General features: G+C 66.6%; 23 protein-coding genes. 16 read left to right on the forward strand and 7 right to left on the reverse strand.

From position 1 onward, the window contains the following. Positions 1–6 precede the first annotated feature (6 nt). The gene (locus tag Ga0102493_RS03570; protein WP_034906419.1) at positions 7–1518 is read right to left on the reverse strand and encodes a phytoene desaturase; all 1512 of its coding nucleotides are present in this window, start codon (positions 1516–1518) and stop codon (positions 7–9) included. A gap of 56 nt (positions 1519–1574) precedes the next feature. Continuing rightward, positions 1575–2852 (reverse strand): lycopene beta-cyclase CrtY, encoded by a 1278-nt coding sequence (crtY, locus tag Ga0102493_RS03575; protein WP_081845767.1) that lies wholly within the window; start codon positions 2850–2852, stop codon positions 1575–1577. Positions 2853–3165: 313 nt separating this feature from the next. Here crtY and Ga0102493_RS03580 point away from each other — a divergent pair, with 313 nt between their 5' ends. Then, entirely contained in the window at positions 3166–4257 is a 1092-nt protein-coding gene (locus Ga0102493_RS03580; protein WP_051698383.1) for a MipA/OmpV family protein, read from the forward strand. Between the two features lie 87 nt (positions 4258–4344). Here the strand turns inward: Ga0102493_RS03580 and Ga0102493_RS03585 are convergent, their stop codons facing one another. Continuing rightward, complete coding sequence (locus tag Ga0102493_RS03585) at positions 4345–5112, reverse strand: hypothetical protein (protein WP_034906203.1); 768 nt, start codon at positions 5110–5112, stop codon at positions 4345–4347. Between the two features lie 106 nt (positions 5113–5218). Continuing rightward, entirely contained in the window at positions 5219–7270 is a 2052-nt protein-coding gene (locus Ga0102493_RS03590; protein WP_169739065.1) for an alpha/beta hydrolase family protein, read from the reverse strand. Between the two features lie 89 nt (positions 7271–7359). Here Ga0102493_RS03590 and Ga0102493_RS03595 point away from each other — a divergent pair, with 89 nt between their 5' ends. After that, a complete protein-coding gene (locus tag Ga0102493_RS03595; RefSeq protein WP_236922287.1) occupies positions 7360–8349 on the forward strand; it encodes an MBL fold metallo-hydrolase in 990 nt (329 codons plus the stop codon). Positions 8350–8368: 19 nt separating this feature from the next. On the opposite strand, the gene Ga0102493_RS03600 is transcribed toward Ga0102493_RS03595, so the two are convergent. Beyond that, a complete protein-coding gene (locus tag Ga0102493_RS03600; RefSeq protein WP_034906199.1) occupies positions 8369–10177 on the reverse strand; it encodes a patatin-like phospholipase family protein in 1809 nt (602 codons plus the stop codon). A 334-nt stretch (positions 10178–10511) separates the two neighbouring features. On the opposite strand from Ga0102493_RS03600, the gene thiC reads away from it, so the two are divergent. The 4 genes from thiC to Ga0102493_RS03620 all read left to right on the forward strand — a co-directional run bounded on the left by thiC (position 10512) and on the right by Ga0102493_RS03620 (position 13993). Next, the gene (thiC, locus tag Ga0102493_RS03605; RefSeq protein ID WP_034906197.1) at positions 10512–12392 is read left to right on the forward strand and encodes a phosphomethylpyrimidine synthase ThiC; all 1881 of its coding nucleotides are present in this window, start codon (positions 10512–10514) and stop codon (positions 12390–12392) included. A 67-nt stretch (positions 12393–12459) separates the two neighbouring features. Further along, positions 12460–12840 carry an EthD domain-containing protein gene (locus Ga0102493_RS03610; protein ID WP_034906195.1) on the forward strand — a complete coding sequence of 127 codons (381 nt, stop codon included), beginning with the start codon at positions 12460–12462 and terminating at the stop codon, positions 12838–12840. 137 nt (positions 12841–12977) lie between these two features. Next, positions 12978–13469: a c-type heme family protein gene (locus Ga0102493_RS03615; RefSeq protein ID WP_051698431.1), complete on the forward strand. Its 492-nt coding sequence runs from the start codon at positions 12978–12980 to the stop codon at positions 13467–13469. Then, positions 13466–13993 carry a DUF3833 family protein gene (locus tag Ga0102493_RS03620; protein WP_034906192.1) on the forward strand — a complete coding sequence of 176 codons (528 nt, stop codon included), beginning with the start codon at positions 13466–13468 and terminating at the stop codon, positions 13991–13993. The genes Ga0102493_RS03615 and Ga0102493_RS03620 overlap by 4 nt, the downstream gene beginning before the upstream one ends. Positions 13994–14070: 77 nt before the next feature. On the opposite strand, the gene Ga0102493_RS16225 is transcribed toward Ga0102493_RS03620, so the two are convergent. Further along, positions 14071–14208: a hypothetical protein gene (locus tag Ga0102493_RS16225; protein WP_169739064.1), complete on the reverse strand. Its 138-nt coding sequence runs from the start codon at positions 14206–14208 to the stop codon at positions 14071–14073. Between the two features lie 261 nt (positions 14209–14469). On the opposite strand from Ga0102493_RS16225, the gene Ga0102493_RS03625 reads away from it, so the two are divergent. The 5 genes from Ga0102493_RS03625 to Ga0102493_RS03645 all read left to right on the forward strand — a co-directional run bounded on the left by Ga0102493_RS03625 (position 14470) and on the right by Ga0102493_RS03645 (position 16597). After that, positions 14470–14712: a hypothetical protein gene (locus Ga0102493_RS03625; RefSeq protein WP_034906190.1), complete on the forward strand. Its 243-nt coding sequence runs from the start codon at positions 14470–14472 to the stop codon at positions 14710–14712. A gap of 296 nt (positions 14713–15008) precedes the next feature. After that, positions 15009–15221, forward strand: a complete 213-nt coding sequence (locus Ga0102493_RS03630) for a cold-shock protein (RefSeq protein WP_034906188.1) — start codon at positions 15009–15011, stop codon at positions 15219–15221. 112 nt (positions 15222–15333) lie between these two features. Continuing rightward, complete coding sequence (locus Ga0102493_RS03635) at positions 15334–15567, forward strand: hypothetical protein (RefSeq protein WP_034906185.1); 234 nt, start codon at positions 15334–15336, stop codon at positions 15565–15567. A gap of 168 nt (positions 15568–15735) precedes the next feature. Then, positions 15736–16080, forward strand: a complete 345-nt coding sequence (locus Ga0102493_RS03640; RefSeq protein ID WP_034906182.1) for an HPF/RaiA family ribosome-associated protein — start codon at positions 15736–15738, stop codon at positions 16078–16080. 91 nt (positions 16081–16171) lie between these two features. Then, positions 16172–16597, forward strand: a complete 426-nt coding sequence (locus tag Ga0102493_RS03645) for a DUF6491 family protein (protein WP_150132411.1) — start codon at positions 16172–16174, stop codon at positions 16595–16597. 32 nt (positions 16598–16629) lie between these two features. Here Ga0102493_RS03645 and Ga0102493_RS03650 read toward each other — a convergent pair whose 3' ends face one another. After that, positions 16630–17901: an FAD-binding domain-containing protein gene (locus Ga0102493_RS03650; protein WP_034906178.1), complete on the reverse strand. Its 1272-nt coding sequence runs from the start codon at positions 17899–17901 to the stop codon at positions 16630–16632. 227 nt (positions 17902–18128) lie between these two features. Between Ga0102493_RS03650 and Ga0102493_RS03655 the strand changes: the two genes are divergently transcribed. The 5 genes from Ga0102493_RS03655 (at position 18129) to Ga0102493_RS03675 (ending at position 21290) form a co-directional block, all read left to right on the forward strand. Next, complete coding sequence (locus tag Ga0102493_RS03655; protein WP_034906174.1) at positions 18129–18701, forward strand: fasciclin domain-containing protein; 573 nt, start codon at positions 18129–18131, stop codon at positions 18699–18701. Between the two features lie 110 nt (positions 18702–18811). Further along, a complete protein-coding gene (locus tag Ga0102493_RS03660; RefSeq protein WP_034906161.1) occupies positions 18812–19261 on the forward strand; it encodes a COG3650 family protein in 450 nt (149 codons plus the stop codon). Next, positions 19258–19641 (forward strand): hypothetical protein, encoded by a 384-nt coding sequence (locus tag Ga0102493_RS03665; protein ID WP_034906158.1) that lies wholly within the window; start codon positions 19258–19260, stop codon positions 19639–19641. Before Ga0102493_RS03660 ends, Ga0102493_RS03665 begins: the two co-directional genes overlap by 4 nt. 216 nt (positions 19642–19857) lie before the next feature. Continuing rightward, positions 19858–20892, forward strand: a complete 1035-nt coding sequence (lovK, locus tag Ga0102493_RS03670; RefSeq protein WP_051698429.1) for a photosensory HWE-family sensor histidine kinase LovK — start codon at positions 19858–19860, stop codon at positions 20890–20892. Beyond that, on the forward strand, positions 20892–21290 hold the full coding sequence (locus Ga0102493_RS03675) for a response regulator (protein ID WP_051698427.1): 399 nt from the start codon (positions 20892–20894) through the stop codon (positions 21288–21290). Before lovK ends, Ga0102493_RS03675 begins: the two co-directional genes overlap by 1 nt.

Here is a 21290-nt window from a genome sequence, read left to right on the forward strand (position 1 = left end):
TTCCATTCATGCGGTCGCTTTAGCGGCCAAATCCTCCAGCACAATGCCCGCGGTCGCCTTGGCGCTGCCGACCACGCCGGGGATGCCAGCGCCCGGATGCGTGCCCGCGCCGACGAGGTAGAAGTTCTCGATCACGTCGTCGCGGTTGTGGCCGCGCAGATAGGCGCTCTGCCACAGGACCGGCTCGAGGCTGAAGGCGCTGCCCATGTGGGCGGACAGGTCCTGCTTGAAATCCTTGGGCGCGTAGCTGAACTTGGTGACAATCCGGCTGTGGATGTCGGGGATCAGGCGGCGTTCGAGTTCGTCGAGGATCATCTTCTCCAGCTTCGGGCCGACCTCGTCCCAATCGACCGGCATCTTGCCCATGTGGGCGACGGGGACGAGCGCGTAGAACGTGCTCATGCCTTCCGGCGCCATGGACGGATCGGTGACGGTCGGGTGGTGGAGGTAGATCGCGAAATCCTCCGGCAGTACGCCGTTCGAATAGATGTCGTCGAGCAGGCCCTTGTAGCGGTTGGCGAACAGGATCATGTGGTGCGCGATGCCGGGCCACGTTCCCTCGAGCCCGAAATGGACCACGAAGAGGCTGGGCGAGAAGCTCTTGCGGCCGAGCGATTTCGCGATCTTCTGCCCGCGCTGCGAACCCGACAGCAGGTCCTTGTAGGAATGCATGATGTCCGCATTGGAAGCGACCGCGTCGAAGCGTTCCTTCCAGCCCGACTTCGTTTCGACCTCGGACGCGCGGGTGCCGATCGTGTGGACCTGCACCACCGGATCGCCGACCCGCATCGTGCCGCCGAGCCGTTCGAAATGGCGCACCATGCCCGCGATCAGGCGATTGGTCCCGCCGCGCGCCCACCAAACGCCGCCATCCTTCTCGAGCTTGTGGATGAGCGCGTAGATGCTCGATGTCTTCATCGGGTTGCCGCCGACGAGGAGCGAGTGAAAGCTGAACGCCTCGCGCAGTTTCTCGTTCTTGATGTAGCTCGACACCATCGAATAGACGCTGCGCCAGGCCTGTTCGCGGACAAGCGCGGGCGCGGCTTTCAGCATGGTCTTGAAATCGAGGAACGGCTTGGTCCCGAGTTTCAGATAGCCTTCCTCGTAGACCCGCTGGGAATATTCGAGGAACCGCTGGTAGCCGACGACATCGTCGGGTTCGAGCTTGGCGATCTCGGCGTTGAGCTGTTCCTCGTCGTTCGAATATTCGAAATTGGTCCCGTCGGGCCAGTTGAGGCGGTAGAACGGCATCACCTTCATCAGCTCGACATCCTCGGAGATGTCATGGCCGGTCAGCTGCCACAATTCCTCGAGGCAGGGCGGGTCGGTGATGACGGTCGGCCCGGCATCGAAGGTGAAGCCGTCCTTTTCCCAGAAATAGGCGCGCCCGCCCGGCTTGTCGCGGGCTTCGACCACGGTGGTCTCGATGCCGTGCGACTGCAGGCGGATGGCGAGCGCCATGCCGCCGAAACCGGCCCCGATCACGCAGGCTTTCTTGCCCGCATAACGTTCGGCCATGGCAGGGTCGATCCCGGTGCCGGCGGGGGATTTCGGTGCGATCGGGGCTTCGGCGTTCATGCCGTTTTCTCCATCTTGAAAGGCTTTCCGCGGGAAACCATCGCAGCGATGGCGCGGCTTATAGCTACGGGCGGCTTGCCGCTGAGGATGCGCAGCCGGTCGGGCCAGGTTGATTGCCCGGCATAGAAGCGTTCGACGAGATCGCCCGACAGGCCGTAGAAATGTTCGAACACCTGCACGCGCCGTTCGGGATCGGCGGCTTCGAACAGCATGCGCGAGAGCATCCGGTAGAAGCTCGTCTCGCGCCAGTGGCGGCGCGCCCGCTCCTCGCAGAAGAAGGCGAGATCCTCGGCGCTGGTGTCCGGACTTTCGGCGAGCAGCAGCGCGATGTCGCGCGCATTGGCGGCGGCGAAGGGGAGGGTGTAGCTCGTCAGCGGGTGCGAAAACCCGCCGCGCGATCCGGCGATGGCGACGCCCGGAATGCGCAGATCCTCGATCACGCGCTCGAAATCGCCGCCCGATATGACCGGCAGGATGCCGGTCTCGCTGCCGATGACCTCGCCCCGCCAGCCCTTTTCGCGGGCATAGGCGCGGGTGCGCCCGGCAAGCTGTTCGCGGTCCATGCGCGGGTGGTCGGCGTAATAGGTGTCCTCGACGAAAACCTCGTCCTCGCTCAATGGCAGGACATAGACGAAGCGATAGGCCGCCCCGTTGCCATGCGGCGCGCACTGGTCGACGGTCGCGTCCATGATGACGGGCCGGGTCAGCCCGTGCGGTTCGTGGCAGCGGATATGATGGCCGAGAAAGACCTGCCAGCCGCCCGCGAGCTTGTCCGAAGGCTTGAAGGTGCGACAGTCGATCACGCGCCTCGCCGCAATGCGCGTGCCGTCGCCGAGCGTCACGCCGCCCGCGTCGAGCTGCGCGACCCGCTTGCCCAGCATCACGCTGCCTTCGGGCAGGACTTCGGCGAGATGGGCGTGGAAATCCTCCGAGCCGAGCGAACGGTAGGATGTGCCGAGCGTCCGGCCATAGCCCGGAAAGGCGATGTCATAGCCCTCGTCCCAGCTTTTCAACGGGAATTCGTTCAGTAATCCCGCGCTTTGCGGGGCGAGATCGGTCTCGAACCAGCTCCAGCGGTGATTGCCGCCCAGCACCTTGCCCGCCTCGACCAGGGTGAAGCTCGTGGCAGGCGCCATGCGCGTGAGCGCAAGGGCGATGAGGCCCCCGGCAAGCCCGCCGCCGACGATGACGACATCGCGCGGCACGACATCGCGCGGGGCGGTGCCCGAAGGCTGCATCGGATCGGGGGAGGGGGAAGGGGATGAGTCGCTCATGCCTCTTGAGCCCTAGGGCACGGCGGCGAGGGGAGCAATGCGCACGCACGCGCCGCGCGCGGCGAGGGCGGCGGGTGCGATGCGGCGGAACGGGTCGTCGCGATACGGATTGATTGCGGGAATTGCATGACTTAGGCGGGGGTTTGCGAACTCACGATATACCATTGCCAAGAACCGCCCCGCTTGAACAGGGTCTTGCAGCACGGCAGGGCCGAACCGACAGGATCTTTTTGAAAGTCCCGCCTTGCAAGGCGGGCACCGGCCCATGCGCCCCGCCCCCTTTTTCCCCGATTTCCCACGAGGAGTCCTATCCGTGAAGTCCCCCAGATCCGTATTCCCGCCGCTTTCCAGCACGCTCGCGCTCGTCGCCGCCCTCGCCGTGCCGGCCGGGGCGAAGACCTCCACCGCTGCCGAAACGCGCGAGGCCCCGGCGCTTGCCGCAGAGCCCGTCGCGGCGAGCCCCGTGCTGATTTCGGCGAGCGCACATGACGCCTTCGACCTCGCGGAGGGCCGCGAAGGGAGCGCGAAGGAACCGCAGGGGTCCCAGGATCAGGGCCAGCAGCAGGGTCAACCGCAGGGTCAGCAGCAGGGCCCCGGGCAGGACCGGATGCCCACCGGGATGCAGGGCATGAAACCGGTCTTCGACAACAATTGGGTGACGCTGGGCGTGGGCGTCGGGATGGTGCCGAGCTATGCCGGTTCGGACGATTACATCGCCTTTCCGCTGCCGCTGGTCGTCGGTCGGCTGGGCGGGATCGGTCTTACGCCCAACGGGCCGGGCATCACGCTCAATTTGCTTTCGCAGCGCACGGTCCCGGGCCAGCCGGGCGGGACCACCTTCCAGTTCGGGCCGGCCTTCCGCATCCGCAACGATCGCAATGCGCGGATTTCGGACGAGGTCGTCGAAGCGGCGGGCAAGCTCGATGTCGCGGCCGAAGTCGGCGCCAATGCGGGGGTGAACTTTCCGCGCGTTCTCAACCGTTTCGACAACCTGACCCTTTCGACGCAGGTGCGCTGGGACATTCTCGGCGCGCATGACGGGATGCTGATCGAGCCGAATATCGGCTACACCACGCCGCTCGGCCGGGCGACCGTCATCAACCTGCAGGCGGGCCTGCAATTCGTCGACGACAGTTTCGCCGACTATTACTATTCCGTCAGCCCCGATCAGGCCGCCGCCAGCGGCCTGCCGCAATTCCGCGCCGATGGCGGGCTCAACAGTGCCGGGCTGACCGCGATCGTGAATTACGATCTCAGCGGCAATTCGCTTGACGGGGGATTCAGCATTTACGGCGTGTTCGGCTATTCGCGCCTGTTCGGCGATGGCGAGGACACGCCCTACACCTCGCTGCGGGGCGATCCGAACCAGTTCCTCGGCGGGATCGGCGTGGGTTATACCTTCTGAACCGTGCCTTCGCGGGGACCGTGATCCTGCCGCTCTGGGGATCGGGCGAACGTCCGGCCCCGTGGCGTCACCGGGGCCGGGGCTGCCCTATTCCTGTCCGGAGACAGGGTCGGCCGCGTCGCAGCGCGTGAAATGCGCCTCGGCGATCTCAGCCGTCAGGCGATCGATCTCGGCGTATTCTTCCGGCGTGTAGTCGAGGTTCGCCAGTTCGAGATTGAGCGCGCTCATGCGCGGCTGCAGCGCTTCGAAGGCGGGGAACCAGCCGGCAAGCGCCAGTTCGGAAATGATGGCATCCATCTCTTCCTTGCCGATCGCCTCCTGCACGCGCTGGACGGTGTCGGCCCGGTCCTTGTCCATCGATTGTGGCGAGATGGTCATGTCGTCATCGGCCATGATGTCGCGCAGGGCATTCGTGCCCGATTGCTGCGTGGCTATGGTGAGCAGGAGGCGCTGACCGGTCTCGCCCGAGAAGAAGTCCGCCGCGTCCGCAGCTTCGTCCTCGCTCATGCCGCTTTCGAACAGGGCGGTCAGGCGGTCCCTGAACCAGTCGTAATCGACATCGTGGCTGCGGCGCAGGGTCGGGGTAAGCCCCGCAACCAGCGCGTCGGCGAAGCCGGGGCATTCCATCTCGATTTCGGCAAGCTCGGGGTCCTGTTCGAGCGGGCCCCGGAACCCGATTTCGAGCTGCCTTTCGAACAACCGGTCGCGCATGGTGTCCGACGCGATCGTCGCGACCAGCCGGGAATGGGCACCCGTTTCCTGTGCCGCATGAAGTGCGGCCGGGCCGACGAACGCGCTTCCCGCAAGAAGCAGGGCTGCGGCCAGCAGGGCAAGCGGGGTGCGGGCAGGAATCATCGCGGGAAGGCTCCGGGGTTATCGGGTGAGGGGGCCCGGCCGTGCTGCGCACGGGCCGGGTCCCGTCAGCCCGGGATAGCGGGCCTTTTTCCTATTCGGAAGTCACCTAGGCCCCGGCAGCTCCTTCGGCCAGCTGCGGGCGCGGATCGGGCAGCGGCGCGCGGCGGTCGCCGGTCTTCAGATAGGTGTCGAACCAGCGCATCATCCGCAGATTGTAGTCGTACCGCGCCGCAGCGCCCTGATTGCCGTGGCCTTCGCCCGGGTAGAAGACGAGGCGCACGGGAACCTCGGGTTTCCTCACCTTGAGGCTGCGATAAAGCTCAAGGCTCTGGCCCGGATTGACCCGCGTGTCCTCTTCGCCGTGCATGATGAGGATCGGCGTGTTCGCCTTGTCGACATGATAGACCGGCGAGACTTCGAGCATGCCGAGCCAGTCGTCCCACGGCCAGGCGCGCGAGTGGACGTTGTACATCTCGTAAGGGATGTCGCCCGTGCCGAACTTCGACACCTGGTTGGAGATGCCGACGAACATCACGCTCGCGGCGAATTCGTCGGAATAATAGGTCGCGCCCCAGCCTGACGCATAGCCGCCATAGGAACCGCCGGTGATCCCGGTGCGGTCGGGATCAGCGATGCCTTCGGCGACCAGTGCGCGTTTCGCATCGACGATGTCGCGGAATTCGGGGTCGGTGTAATTACCCTGGTGCTGCTTGGCAAAGGCGACGCCGTATCCGGTCGAGCCGCGATAATTGGGCAGGAACACGGCATAGCCCTGTCCCGCCGCGACCTGTCCAGGCTTGGAATAGGCGGTCTGCCAGCCATTGCTTTCATGCGCCTCGGGCCCGCCGTGAATGTTCATGATCGTCGGCGCGCCGCCCGCCGGCGCCCCGCCGACCGGCTCGATCAGCACGCCTTCGATTTCCTGCCCGTCGGCTGCGGTGTAGGTGTAGGTGCGCTGCGTGCCGAAGTCGATTTCGGCAAGCCACGGATTGTGCGTCGTCCAGCGTTCGAAGGCGCCGTCCTTCCACACGAACAGCTCGCTGGGGTGGCGTGGCGTGTCGGCGGCGACCGCCAATGTGCCGCCCGCCGCCTCGATCCGGGTGAGGATGAGTTCGCCCGGATCGTATTCCTGCGCGACGCTGCCATCGGCATCGTAAAGCCTCAATCGCGCCTCGGTCCCGACATGGATGACCGCGGCGAGCCGCCCGCTTTCGAGCCATTCGGCATCCACCGCCGCTTCGGCCGCGCCCGCATTGAGCGCGCGGTAGGTCCCGGAGGAAGCATCGACGAGATGCAGCGTCGTCGCCGCCGGATCGTTCATGTCGACGCCGGCGATGAGCGACAATTGCGAACCGTCTCCCGCCCATTCGACATCGCCGATCTTGCCCGGCGTTTCGACGATTGCAGTCACATCGCCGCTGGCGAGGTCGATGAGATTGACGCGCATCTTGGTGTAGCTGTCGTCGACCAGCGGCGTCGGCGCGGTCTGGACGAGAGCGCGCGTGCCGTCGGGCGACACGTCGAAAGCGCTGACAAAGCCGGGCAGGGCGATCTCGCGCGGGGCCTCGTCGAGGCCTCCGCCCAGCTGGGCTGCGAACATGCGTGCGGGCCGGAATTCCTCCTCGTAGACCTTCGCGTCGAAGCCGCCCTCGGCCTCGGCGGTGCGCTGTTCGTCCTCGCCGGGGCCTGCCAGCATGTAGATCGTCGAACCATCGGGCGCGATCTCGTAGGAGCGCACGCCCGTCCCCGGCACCGCGGCAAGCTTTTCATAGGTCCCGCCCGCTACCGGCACGCCCCACACGGCGGTGTCGTCATCGCCCTTTGCCCAGAGGAAGGTCACCATCGAACCGTCGGGAGTGAAGGCGACCTGTCCGGGGCTGATATCGGCGGGCAGATAGGCGCGCGCCTCTCCCGGGCCGGTCGCGATCTTCAATTCGCCGCGATAGCCGCCATCGTCCTCGCCCTCGGTGACGTCGGGACGCGATCCGGTGGTGTAGGCGATGCGCTTGCCGTCGGGCGAGACCGCGAACGCGCCAAGCGCTTCGATCTTTGCCACGTCCTCCGGCGTCATCGGCCGGGCATGGGCTGCCGTGGCGGCGAGCGAGACGGACGCGGTGAGCGCGGCGGCGAAAAGGGTGATGCGGGTGATGCGGGTCATGCGGGCTTGAGCTCCTCTCATTGCGGTGTTCTCTTGCTGCGCCTCTCCATAACGTTCATGCCTCGAAGCGCAATGTGGCGGGGGAGACGATGATGCGGGCGAGGTTGGGCGTATCGGCGGCGCTGGCGCTGGCGCTGGCGATGGTGATGGCGCTGGCGCTGTCCGGGCCGACGCACGGCGCGGCGGCGGAGGAACCCGGCGCGAGCGGGCAGGCGGCCTGCCTGCGCGAACTCGTCGTGCTCGGGACGGGACAGGACGCGGGCGCGCCGCAGATCGGCCATGCGAACGATGCCGGCGAGCCCCTGCTGCCGACCTCGCTCGCCCTAGTCGACCGCGAGGCAGGGGCACGCTACCTGTTCGATGCGACCCCGGCGATCACCCGGCAGCTTGCCGCGCTCGATTCTCTCGAACCGCCGGCGCAGGGGCTGGGGATCGACGGGATCTTCCTTACCCACGCGCATATCGGGCATTATTTCGGCCTTGCATGGCTCGGCACCGAAGCCGCGGGCGCGCGCGGCGTGCCGGTCTTCGCGATGCCGCGCATGGCGGGTTTCCTGCGCGCCAACGGGCCGTGGAGCCAGCTGGTCGATAACGGCAACATCACGCTCGTCGAAATGGCGGAGGGGGCCTTCACCGTGCTGACCGACGATTTCGGCGTGCTGCCGATCCGCGTGCCCCATCGCGACGAGTTTTCGGAAACCGTCGGCTTCGTCATCATGACGCCGGACCTGCGCGCGCTCTACCTGCCCGACATCGACAGCTGGGAGACGTTCGAGGCGCAGTCCCCGACCAGCCTCCAGCAGCTCGTCGCGGGGGTGGACTACGCCTTCATCGACGCGACCTTCTGGGATGACGGTGAACTGGGCGAGCGCGACATGAGCGCGGTGCCGCATCCGCGGGCGAAGGCTGTCATGGAGCGGCTGTCATCCCTGCCCGATGCCGAACGGGCCAAGGTCCGCTTCATCCACATGAACCACACCAATCCGCTGCGCGATCCCGCCAGCGCCCAGAGCCGTGCGGTCGATGCTGCGGGCTTTGCTGTGGCGCGACGGGGGATGCGGGTCTGCCTTTCGTCCTAGCCGGGCCTGCCGAGGCCGCTCAGCGCGCCTTCATCGCGGCAAGATCATCCCGGCGCTCGATCTCCCCGGCGGTGAAACGGCGCGCGGCCTCGGCGACCTCGCGCCCCAGATGCCAGTCGAGGATCTGCATGGTCTGCGGTATCGGCGGGACGACCAGCGCATCGGCCTTTGCAAGCGCGGCTTCGACCGCACCCTGCGAAGACACCACCATGGAACGCGACATGATCTCGATCAGGCTTGGAAAGGCGCGCTCGGGCCTGCGCCTGAGGAGAAGGTCGCGAGCAAGCCGGGCAGGGGTGCGCACGTCGCCATAGCGCGCCTCGATCCGCCACGCCGCCCCGGCATCGGCGCGCAGCGCGACCACCACGTTCGGCCCGGCCTTGGCCGCGCGCATGATCTCCACCGGCAGATTGTCGAGCACGCCGCCATCGACGAGCACGTCGCCTTCCCCGGTGATGAAGGGCGGCAGGATCGTCGGCAGCGAACCGGACGCGCGCACTGCCTCCCACAAGGGGCCGCGGCGATGGACATGGACCCTGTTGGTCGAAAGGTTGGTCGAGACGGCGAGGAAGTTGAACGGCAGGTCGGCAATGTCCTTTTCCGAATAGCGCGCCCGCAATTCCGCATCGAAGACGCGCGGATCGAGCAGCGAATGGACGGGAATCGTCATCCGCTTCATCGCGCGGCGCGAAATGAACATCGCCTCCATCTGGTCGAGCGTCTCGCTCGGTGTGAGCCCCTGTGCGAGCGCGCCGCCCATCGCCGCCCCGGCGCTGGTCCCGCCGTAGAAATCGATCGGCACGCCGTTTTCGATGAGGGCCTGCATTACGCCGATATGCGCGCAGCCCAGCGCCCCGCCGCCCGCCAGGACGATGCCGTTGGCGCGGCCCGCCATGAAGCGCGCGACGCGCGCGATGTCGCCAGGATCGTCGAGCGCGACATGATGGTGCAGCTTGACCGCGCGCGGATCGAGCCAGCGCGCCGAACCCGCGATCTCCTGCGCCGAACGCTCACGCCAGAGCAGCAGCATCCGGTCGTGTTCAAGGAACAGCGGCAGGACGTATTCCTCGAACGGGGACAGCGCCCCGCCGCCTTCGGCCAGCGGGGCGACCAGCATCAGGTCGTCGGCATTGCGCGCGACGGCGCGGTTCCAGTCCTCCGCCTCGCCCGCCCTTAGCAGGATGCGCGCGGCGCTGCCCTCCAGCTCGGCGATCCAGTCGCCGAAGCGCTCGCTCCCGGGATCGAGCCCTGCGGGGCAGTCGGATTCGCGCACGAGGCGCACGCTGTCATGGCGCCCGAGCGCTTCGGCGAGCCGTTCGGCGAGGCCTTCGGGCAGGCGCGTGGCCCCGGCGGGAAGCAGGGCGACGACCCGGCCAGGGCGCGCGGGCATGGCGGCGGAACTGGCGGTGGTGCGCGCCAGGCGGCGGGCGATCTCGGCGAGAATCGTGTCGGCGATCTCGCGGTGCTGCCCGGAGACCTTGCGGTAGGCCTCGCGGGTGAGGGCATAGACCGTGCTGTCGCGGCTCGCCCGGACATCGGCGGTGCGCGTGCCGCCGGCGAAGAAGGCGAGTTCGCCGATCGGCTCGCCCGCCTCGATCTCGGCCACGACGCGGCCATCGGGAAGCTGGACGTGAAACCGCCCGGAGGCGACGAGATAAAGCGTCTCCGCCGCATCGCCGTGACGGACGAGCAATTCGCCGCCTTTCACGCTTTCAAGATGCGCCGCATCGCGCAGCGCGGCGAGCGCGGTCTCGCTCAGCGCGGCGAAAGCCTCGATCTGCGCAAGATCGCCTGCCTTCGGTCCCGTCGAAAACCGCTTTTCCGTCACCGGCGCATTCCCCTTCGGCCCGCCTTTCCTGCCTAGCGCAGCCGCGTGCGGGTGCAAAGCTGTCGTGAGCGGCCCGTGCATCTCGGGCTAGGTCCTCACAGTGGCCGCTGCACACTGGCTCTCGACACTGGCCAGCAAAGGCTCTACCTTTCGCATCACCCCGGGGAGGCAGCTCCACCATCATCGCCTTGAGTGCTGATGGGCGAACGGAAAGCCTGAGAGGTGTGGGTATGCTCCACACGACCCGTCGAACCTGAACCGATTAGCATCGGCGGAGGGAGTGGTCTGGTCGGCATCCAGAAACCGCTCTCTTCGCGCATGAGGAGAGCTTCGCATGGCCGACATCAATTCACCCGTCGAAATCGGCGTCACCACCGGCCCGATCCGCGGCAGCCGCAAGATCCATGTCGGCGCGCGCACCGGCAGCGGCGTGCGCGTCGCCATGCGAGAGATCATGCTCGAAGGGGGCGAGGATCCGGTGCGGGTCTATGACACGTCCGGCCCGTATACCGATCCCAAAGCGAATATCGACATCCACGCGGGCCTGCCTTCGCTGCGGCGCGACTGGATCATGGGCCGCGGCGATGTCGAGGAATATGACGGCCGCGAGGTCAAGCCCGAGGATAACGGCCAGCTTGGTCCCGACCGTTCGGGCGGCGTCGCGCAATTCCCCAATGTCGTCAAACGCCCGCTGCGCGCGAAAGCGGGCGGCAATGTCTCGCAGATGCATTATGCAAGGCAGGGCATCATCACGCCCGAGATGGAATATGTCGCCGAGCGCGAGAATCTCGGCCGCGAAATCGCCAAGGACCTGATCCGCGACGGCGAAAGCTGGGGCGCGGAAATCCCGGATTACATCACCCCCGAATTCGTTCGCAGCGAAGTCGCCCGGGGCCGCGCGATCATCCCGTCCAACATCAACCACCCCGAATCCGAACCGATGGCGATCGGGCGCAATTTCCTCGTCAAGATCAACGCCAATATCGGCAATTCCGCCGTGGCCTCGGACGTGGCGCAGGAAGTGGAAAAGATGGTCTGGGCGACCCGCTGGGGCGCGGACACGATCATGGATCTGTCGACGGGCCGGAACATCCACGACACCCGCGAATGGATCATCAGGAACTCGCCCGTGCCGATCGGGACCGTGCCGATCTACCAGGCGCTGGAGAAAGTCGGCGGCGTCGCCGAGGACCTGACCTGGGAAATCTTCCGCGACACGCTGATCGAACAGGCCGAACAGGGCGTCGACTATTTCACCATCCATGCGGGCGTGCGCCTGCCCTTCGTGCCGATGGCGGCGAAGCGCGTGACCGGGATCGTGTCGCGCGGCGGCTCGATCATGGCGAAATGGTGCCTTGCCCATCACAAGGAAAGCTTCCTCTACGAGCATTTCGACGAGATCACCGAGATCATGAAGGCGTACGACATCGCCTATTCGCTCGGCGACGGGCTGCGCCCCGGATCGATCGCGGATGCCAATGACGAAGCCCAGTTCGCCGAACTCTACACTCTGGGCGAACTGACCAAGCGCGCCTGGGAACAGGACGTGCAGGTGATGATCGAAGGGCCGGGCCATGTTCCCATGCACAAGATCAAGGAGAACATGGAAAAGCAGCTCGCCGCCTGCGGCGAGGCGCCGTTCTACACGTTGGGTCCGCTCGTCACCGATATTGCGCCGGGATACGATCACATCACCTCCGGCATCGGCGCGGCGCAGATCGGCTGGTACGGCACCGCGATGCTCTGTTACGTCACGCCCAAGGAGCATCTGGGCCTGCCCGATCGCGACGACGTAAAGGTGGGGGTCGTGACCTACAAGCTCGCCGCCCACGCGGCGGATCTTGCCAAGGGCCACCCGGCGGCGCAGGTTCGCGACGATGCGCTTTCCAAGGCGCGGTTCGAGTTCCGCTGGCGCGACCAGTTCAACCTCAGCCTCGACCCCGACACGGCCGAGCAATATCACGACCAGACCCTGCCCGCCGAAGGCGCCAAGACCGCGCATTTCTGCTCGATGTGCGGGCCGAAATTCTGCTCGATGAAGATCAGCCAGGAAGTGCGCGATTTCGCCGCGAAGCAGAATTCGGACCCCGACAGCTTCCTTGCCGCGACCTCGCCCGAGGCTGTCGAGGAGGCGGAGAAGGGCATGGAGGAGATGAGCAGGCTCTACGACGAAAAGGGCCGCCGCCTCTATCTGCCCGAAGACGCGGCCGAATAGGGATGAGAGGACCCGGCGGGGTTTCGCCCCCGCCGGGTCCGGCCTCGCCCCGGAAAGGCAAGCGCGCATGATCCGCATCACCTATTGCCTCCACCGCCTGCCCGCGCTCACCCGCGAGGAATTCCAGCGCTACTGGCGCGGCACCCACGCCCCGCTGGTCGCGGCGGCGAGCGAGGCGCTCGGCATCCGGCGCTATGTCCAGCAGCACACGCTGACGAGCGACATGGCCCGCCGCTTCGCCAGCGCCCAGGGCATCCCCTGCGGCGAGGGCGAAGACTATGACGGCGTCGCGGAAATCTGGTTCGACAGCGAAGAGGCGCTCGCCCGCGTGGGCGAAAGCGAGGAAGGGCGCCGCCACGCCGCCATCCTTGCCGCGGACGAGGCGCGGTTCATCCATTTCGAGCGCAGTCGCTATTTCTTCAGCGCGGCCAGCGAAGTGATCGTGTAGGCTCGCGGCAGGCGGGAGATATCATGAAAGCGTTTCGGAACATCAGACGTGGTTTGCTTCTCGCGGGGGCGGCCCTTGGGCTCGCGGCCTGTGCGGATGAGAGCGAGCAGGAGCCCGCACCGCTCGACGAAGCCGCCGTGGCCGCGCGATCCGCGCCCATCGCGCAGCGTTTCGCCGCCGATCTCAGGATGCAATTGCAAAGCGCGCTCGAAGCGGGCGGGCCGAAAAACGCGGTGAGCGTGTGCCGCGACGTCGCGCCCGCCTTGGCCGAGGCCGCGTCGCAGGAAAGCGGGGCCGAAATCCGCCGTATCGCCGCGCGCAACCGCAATCCCGAGGGCAGCGTGCCCGGCGAAATGCAGGGACGATATGACGCGCTCGCCGAAGCGCCGATGGCAGGCGGCGCGCCGGCCAGGCGCATCTGGCGCGCCGAGGACGGCAAGGTCCATTTCATGAGCGCGATCCCGATGGCCGAACAACCCTGTTCGACCTGCCATGGCCGCGACATCGACCCCGATCTAGCCGCCCATATCGTGAGCCTCTATCCCGAGGATGCCGCGACCGGCTTCGCGCCCGGAACCTTGCGCGGCGCGCTGCTCATATCGTGGCCCGCCGGGAGCTTAGGCGCATGAGTTGGCGCACAGGCATTGCCGCCGTGATGGCCCCGCTCGCGCTGATCGGCTGCGCCTCGACGCCGCAGGAAGGCTTCGATCCCATCGCGCGCGCCGAGGCGCCCTATTTCGACCCGATGGTGTTCTTCCTCGGCGAAAGCGTGGGACGAGGCGAGCTTTCCAAGCTGCTGTCCGGCACGGTCCCGGTGCGGGTCGAGAGCGCCGGACGGATGCTGCGCCCCGGCGTGCTCGAACTGGTGCAGGTGGTGACCGAGGGCGACAAGGCCCCGCGCACGCGCCGCTGGGAGATCAGGAAGGCGGGCGAGGGGCGCTGGGAGGGCACGCTGACCGACGCCGACGGGCTGGTCGAGCTTTATGCCAAGGGGAACCTGCTGACGATCCAGTACCGCATGGACGGCAATTACGACGTGACCCAGCGGCTGACCTTGGCCCCGGACGGGCGGAGCGCCTACAACGAGCTGAAGGTGGAATTGCTCGGCGCGACTGTCGCGGTGCTGGCTGAGGAGATCGTGAAGACGTCGTGAGGCGCGCTCCTGCGCAAGGCAGGCGCAGCTTTATCGGCGACGGCGCGCGCCCCGCGGAGGGCGCGCAGGCCGCCATTCTAGCTGTTCTTCATGTTTTCCAGCCCCTTGATCATCCCGGGCTTGAGACTGGGCTGGCTGGCATTGGTTTTCGGCGCACCCTTGTTCGCCTTGGGTTTGCGCGATTCGCGGCTCTTCTTCGCCTGGCCCTTGGCCATGATCTTTTCCAATCGGGCGGAATGCCCGGCGGCACCTTGCGCGCTTGCGACAGGTGCGTCAATGACTTTAAAATAAAGATGAAATACTCATAGGGCAGTCATTGAAATGGATGGCAGAATAGCCATATCAATAGGGCTACCGGTCCATCAATGAAATCCTGAAGACCGTATTTTGGGTCCATTTATTTCAAATTGACTTTTGGCGCCGTGCACAAGCGGCCAGATTCGGCTGCCCGTGCGGACAATAAAGGAAGCATCATCATGACCCATTATGGCAAGATCAAGTCCTACGAAACCGGCAAGGGCTCCGGGATGATCACCCCGGACAAGGGCGGCGATGCCCTGCCGTTCAACAAGTCCGACCTGCAGCAGCAGGCCCAGGAACCGCGTGCCGATCAGCGTTACGGATACGATACGCGCCAGATCGATGGCGGCAAGGCCCACGCGACCAACCTGCAGATGGAACAGGGCGCCGGCGACAGCGGCGCGAAACAGCAGGGCTGATTTGCGAAGCGAACCAGCGAGCGAAAGGGGCCTCCGGAGCGATCCGGGGGCCCTCTTTGCGACCTGCGACACGATCCGATTAGGTAAAACGCGCGGGCCGTGCTATGGAGAGTGTGCTGACGTCGGAATTTGCGACGGACTTCGCGCTTGACTCGCCGCCTGGCCTACTGCGCATGCGCAACTGGCCCCCGGCGTAAACCAGACGACGACTTCCTTTCCCCTGAACGATTTGACGCACAACCGGCCCCGCGCGTTGCGGGGCGGGCAACACCAACGTTCTTCGAAAGGAACGACTTATGGCCAAGACTGGCACCGTGAAATTCTTCAACACCGACAAGGGCTATGGCTTCATCCAGCCCGACGACGGTTCGGGCGACAGCTTCGTCCACATCACCGCCGTTCATGCCGCCGGCATGCAGACGCTCGATCGCGAACAGCGCCTCAATTACGAGGTCGAAGTCGGCCGCAACGGCAAGGAAAGCGCGATCAACCTCGTCGCGGCGGACTAAGGCGAAGGGCCGGCGCGCGCGGTCTCGCATTGCGAGGCTGCGCGCGCCCCCTCTCTATCGCCCTTTCCCTTCGGACGCGCTGCCGTCCCGCCAACCGACAGGAGGCCCCTCGATGGCCCAGACCTACGAATTCTACACCGAACGCGCCGATGCCGCGGCCGATGCCGCGAAGAAGGCGGAGCTCGAAAACGTCCGCCAGCGCGAACTGCGCTCGGAAAAGACCTGGCGCGGCCTTGCCGAACAGGCCCGCAAGACGGCTCTCGAACGCGAGAAGGCCGATGCCGAACGCACCGCCCGGCGCGAAGCCGAAGCAGCCGAAGCAGCCGAGGCGGCCTCCCAGGACTGAGCCTGCCGAAAGGCTCGCTTCGCATGCGCCGATCGCGCGGCGCGCGCGTCCGCATCCCGATCTTTCTCACTCTCTCCTCTGGCAATCCCGGGTTCATTTCCCAGCTTGCAGGTCAGGGCAGTCGTCCGATAGGCTGACCGACAAGAGAAAAGAGAGGAGAAAGCCGCGATGCAGTTCCAGTTCAATTCCAACAGTTCCGTCATGGGGACCGAAAATGTCGCCGAGCGGATCGAGGAGATGGTCCGCCAGAAGCTCGCCCGCTACGAGGAACGTCTGACGCGCGTCGAGGTCCATGTAGCCGACGAGAACGGCTCCAAGCATGGCGCGGACGACAAGCATTGCACGATCGAGGCCCGCCCGCGCGGCGGCAAGCCGATTGGCGTGACCGAAAAGGCGGCCAAGGTCGACGACGCCGCGCGCAAGGCCGCGAACACGCTCGCCCAGCGGCTCGAACGGCATTTCGGCAAGGGTGAGAAGCACAGGCACGAACCGCGCCCGGACAAGGTGCTGTAAGCGCGCCGGAACGGGCCCGGGCGGCCTATCCGTGCCGCAGACATGGCGAGCTGCCGGAGCGCCGCCCTGCGGCCATGCTAGAATGCACCGCATGCAAATCATGCGCGATTCCAGCCTTCCCCGTCTCGCCTTTCGCGCTCTCGCCGCTGCCTGCTGCGCCGCTGTCATCGCCGCCTTCGCGCCGTTGGAAGAACGCGGATCGAGCGCGATCGCAGCGGACGCGGAGGGCGGGCGCGACTGTTTCTTTCCGCGCAATGTCACCGGTTTCCGCAACGCGCCCGAAGGCCCGGACGGCGCGAGCCGGATCTATGTCGACGTCCGCGCAAGCGACACCTTCCTGTTCGAACTGTTCAGCCGCTGCGGCGAGCTTGCCTTCGCCCGCTCGATCGCGTTCGACACCAGCGCTGGCGTCGGCCGGGTGTGCCGCGGGCTGGAAGTCGACCTGATCGTGCCCGACCCCAATCTCGGCCCGCAACGCTGCCAGGTGAAGATGATCCGCAGGCTCGCACCCGGCTAGGAAGGGACCCGCGCCGGGGCGAAGGAGTGATCTCAGCCCGGCAGGCCTTCGGGCGGATTGGCGCCGGTGATGCCGAGTTCGCCGAGGATCGGTTCGATCTCCTTCTTGACCCGGAAGAACCCGGCCCGCGCATGCAGCCATGTCGCCCGCGCGAGGTCGCCGAGCAGCCAGATCACCCGCTCGTCCCGCGCCAGCGGGCCGAGCTGCTCCATCAGCGCATCGCGCGTCCAGCCGGCCGGCAGATAGGGACAGGCGACCCGGTCCATTCCCGCTTCGGCCAGGATCGCGCCAAGATCGCCCCCTTCCTCCCACGAAATGCCCTCGCACTCGAAGGCGCGGCGCGCATCCTCCATCCCGCCGGCCACCGCCCCGCGCGCGAATTGCGCTGCGGGGCCGCCGACGCCGCGCGGCGAACGGGATTCGGGCCGGGCCGCGCCGATCACCAGCGAAGGCGCGGCGGGCAGGGCGAGCGGGACATGGCTCGCCGCCTCGTCATGGAGGAGAAGCGCATAAGGCTCGGCCAGCGCCTCGGGCGCGACGGGACCGGGCAGATCGAGCGGCTGGCGACCATGTTCGCGCGCCTCGGTCAGCGGCTCGGCCTCGTCGGCGAGGTCTTGCGCGGCAAGCGGCCCGCCCGGCCGGTTGGCGGTGTAGCGGGCGATGTTGTCGGCCCGCGCCGCATAGGTCTTGCCCTGCGTGTGCAGTCCCGCGACCCAGCGCCATGACAGCGTGTTCGAGGCCGCATCGCCGTCGCGCAGGTGCCGCAGGAAGAAATCCGCGCCCAGTTCCCAATCGAGCTTCAGCGTGAAGATCCAGATGCTCGCGAACCACATGCGCGCATGGTTGTGGAGATATCCGTGTTTGACCAGTTCGTGCGCCCATGTATCGAAAGCGGAGATGCCGGTGCGCCCTTCGATCGCTTCTTCGTAGGCGGTGCGCAGGCCCGCATTCGCATCGATCTTGTCGAAAGCCGCCTCGCGCGTGCTCCGGAAGCTGTCCCACACGCCCGGCCGCTGTTCGAGCCAGCCCTTGAAATAGACCCGCCAGAATATCTCGGAGACGAAGCTCGCAGCTTCTCGCGGGCTGTGCTGGCGCAGCACCGCCTCGATCACCTCGGCCTCGCAGATCAGGCCGGCATGGAGCCAGGGCGACAATTGCGAGACATTGGCGCGGCCACGCTCGCCCGGCGCCTCGCCCACGGGGCCGTCGTCGAAGCCGCGGGTCTCGGCGTAATCGATCCCCGCGCTCGGCAGGAAACGGGCGAGGCGGTCGAGCGCACGGGCGCGGGTCGGGGTCCAGTCCATGCCGCTTGTAACCGCGCGCCCCCGTTCGGGTTCCGGCGTGCGGGCCGTTTCCGGCGCGAACCGCAGCGATTCACCGCGCGTGGCGGGTAAATTGTGGCAAAAAGATGGAACGCCTGTGCGACCTTATGCATTGGCGCGGTGAGGGGGGCTGGATGACGCGCCGGCCCGTCCACTAGCCGCGCGCCGATGAGCGCGCATCCACGAATGCAATTCAAGGAGCTACCCCGATGAAAATGCTCAAGATCACGCTCGCTTCCGCCATTGCGCTGGGCCTTGCCGCCTGCGCCGAGGAAGCCGCCGAAACCGATGACATGATGGCCGATGAAACCGCCATGGCCGAAGACGCGACTGCGCCGGGCACGATCCCCGAAGTGGCCGAAGGCGATGGCAACTTCACCACGCTCGTCGCCGCCGTGGGCGCGGCGGAACTGGGCGAGACGCTGTCGGGCGAAGGGCCCTTCACCGTCTTCGCGCCGACCGACGAAGCCTTCGCCAAGCTGCCCGAGGGCACGGTCGAGGCCCTCACCACCGAGGAAACCGACAAGCTGAAGTCGATCCTCACCTATCACGTCGTTGAAGGCGCGATGGATGCCGCGGCCGTGACCAGCGCGATCGAGGACGCGGGCGAGGAAGGCCTCGTGGTCGAGACGGTCGGTGGCGGCACCTTCACCGCGACTCTGGTCGACGGGCAGGTGATGATCACCGATGCCGCGGGCAACACCGCGACCGTGACCGCGACCGATGTCGAGGCCTCGAACGGCGTGATCCACGTCATCGACACGGTGCTGATGCCCGAATAAGCTTCGGTTCATCCGGAATATTGTGGAAAGGCGGGCCCTCGCGGGTCCGCCTTTTGCATATGGGCGGCTGACCCATTAGACCGGTGTCCGCGCCAAGGAGAGAGAACACGATGTCGCACGCCCCCCGAGCCGGCCTGGTCGGGATCGCCGCTGGCCTCACGCTCGCCGCCTGCGGGGGTGGGGACGGGGACGCGATCGACCGCGATACCGAACCCTTTTCCGGGATCGGCGAAGGCGAAGTGATCGAAGTCACCGGGACCGAACCGTTCTGGGGCATGACGATCGACCAGGCCGAAGGCGCGGCCGCCTATTCCACGCCCGAGAACATCGATGGGCAGCGCTTCGCGGTCGAACGGTTCGCCGGGAATAACGGGCTTGGCTTTACCGGCACGCTCGATAGCGGCGATGGCGTCACCGTCACCATCACGCCGGGCGAATGCAGCGACGGGATGAGCGATCGCACCTATCCCTTCACCGCCATCGCCGAGGTGGGAGAGCGCGACCTTGCGGGCTGCGCCTTCACCGATACGCAGGGCTTTACCGGGCCCGCCGCGCCATGAACGAAGGCCGTCTCGGAGCGCCGATCGGGCGCCGCCCGGTGGGGCAGGGCTGGCGGCTCTTCCTGTGGCTTGCCGCCGCGTTCAATTTCGTGGTCGGCCTGCTCGGCATGCTATCTCCCGCCGCCAGCTTCGATGCGCGGCTGATCGGGCTGTTCGTCTTCGCTTTCGGGATCGTCTACCTCCAGGCCGCGCGCGATCCCGAACGGCTCGCCCCGGTGCTGTGGGCGGGCGTCATCGCCAAGGTCGGGACCGCAGCCCTGTTCGCGCCGCAGGGTTTCGGCGCGGACGGATCGCTGCTGGTGGCGAGCGCGGTGGTGATCGACGCTCTGTTCGCGGTCGGTTTCCTCGCTTTCCTGCTTTCACGCGGGGGCGATCTCTGACGCCGGCTGTGCTTGATGCGAATGCGTCGCAGGAAAAACGTATCCCGATCAATGACTTGATCCCTATCGGAACCGAGCACCCGAATCTGCCGTTGTAGAAAAGCAACCTATGTTCGGGTCACAGCGCCGACATTCGCTCCGGCGCCAAGACCGTGGGATGGAAGATACGTGAGCACTGACGACCAAAGCGAACCCAGGCTGAGCCAGCAGGCGCTCATGCGCTTCGACGACGCGCCCGACCGGTTTCGTGCCGGCGAGACGGGGGATCGTTTCTCGGGCGCATCGGGGGTCCTGTTCGAACAGGCCATGGCCCAGACCCGCATGGCGATCTGCCTGTCAGATCCGCATGCACCCGACCATCCAATCGTCTTCGCCAACCGCGCCTTTCGCCAGCTGACGGGCTATTCGGAAGAGGAGGTCCTCGGCCGGAACTGCCGCTTCCTGCAGGGACCAAAGACAGATCCCGAACCCGTCGCCCGCATCCGCGAGGCGATCGCGAACGAGGACGTGGTCGTGGTCGAACTGCTCAATTATCGCAAGAACGGCACGACCTTCTGGAACGCGCTCCATCTCGGCCCGATCTACAACGATGCGGGCGAACTCGTCTATTTTTTCGGCAGCCAGTGGGACGTGTCCGACGTGCGCGCCGCGCGGGCGGAGGAACAGCACGCGCGCGAAATGGCGCGCGAGCTTTCGCACCGGATGAAGAACATGTTCGCGGTGATTTCCGGTATCGTCAACGTTACCGGACGGATGCGAGGCATCCAGTCCGAGGCGGCGGAGATCAATGCCCGCATCCAGGCGCTGGGCCGCGCCTACGAAACCACGCTCGACGATGCATCGTCGGGCAGCATCGATATCGGCGGAGCGATCCGTGCCGTGCTCACTCCCTACGACCAGGGATCGGGGCGGCTGACGCTCGAGGGCGAGAACGCCCGCATGCCCTTTGCGATCATCTCCATCGTCGGCATGATCCTCCATGAAATGGCCGCCAATGCGATGAAGCATGGCGCCTGGACCGATCCCGATGGCCGGGTCCGCGTCGCATGGGAATCCGGCGAGGGCGACACGACGCTCGTCATCCGCTGGGAGGAAAGCGGCGGCCCGGCAGTCGATGCGAGGCGGATAGAGGCCGGGACCGGCACCGCGATCGTCGACCGCATGCTCGCCACGGCGCGCGGGCGGATCGAGCGCGAATGGAAGGAGAGCGGACTGACCGCGACGATCACGGTCCCGGCGCGCGCGATCTGATGGCCGGTGTCTGCAAGATCCTCCTCCTCGAAGACGAACCGATCATCCTCATGGATCTCGAATTCGCGGCCGAGGATCTTGGCTGCGATGCCGTGCCCGCGTCGAACTGCGCGGGGGCGCTCGAACGGCTGGCGACGCTTGGCGGGGTCGATGTGGCGGTGCTCGATGTCAGCCTCGCGGGCGGCGAGACCTGCCTGCCGGTGGCCGAGGAACTGGGCCGGCTCGGCATTCCCTATTTGCTCCATTCGGGCGATCTCGATCGCCATGACGAACGCATCCGCCGGCTCGATGCCGATCTCATCGCCAAGCCCGCGAGCGCCGACGACGTGATCGCCGCCGCGATTACCCGCTGCGACCGCTGCAATGGCGGGCGCGACCGAGGCGAACCGATCGATTAA

The organism is Erythrobacter litoralis (assembly GCF_001719165.1).
In the GTDB taxonomy this organism is placed as follows: domain Bacteria; phylum Pseudomonadota; class Alphaproteobacteria; order Sphingomonadales; family Sphingomonadaceae; genus Erythrobacter; species Erythrobacter litoralis.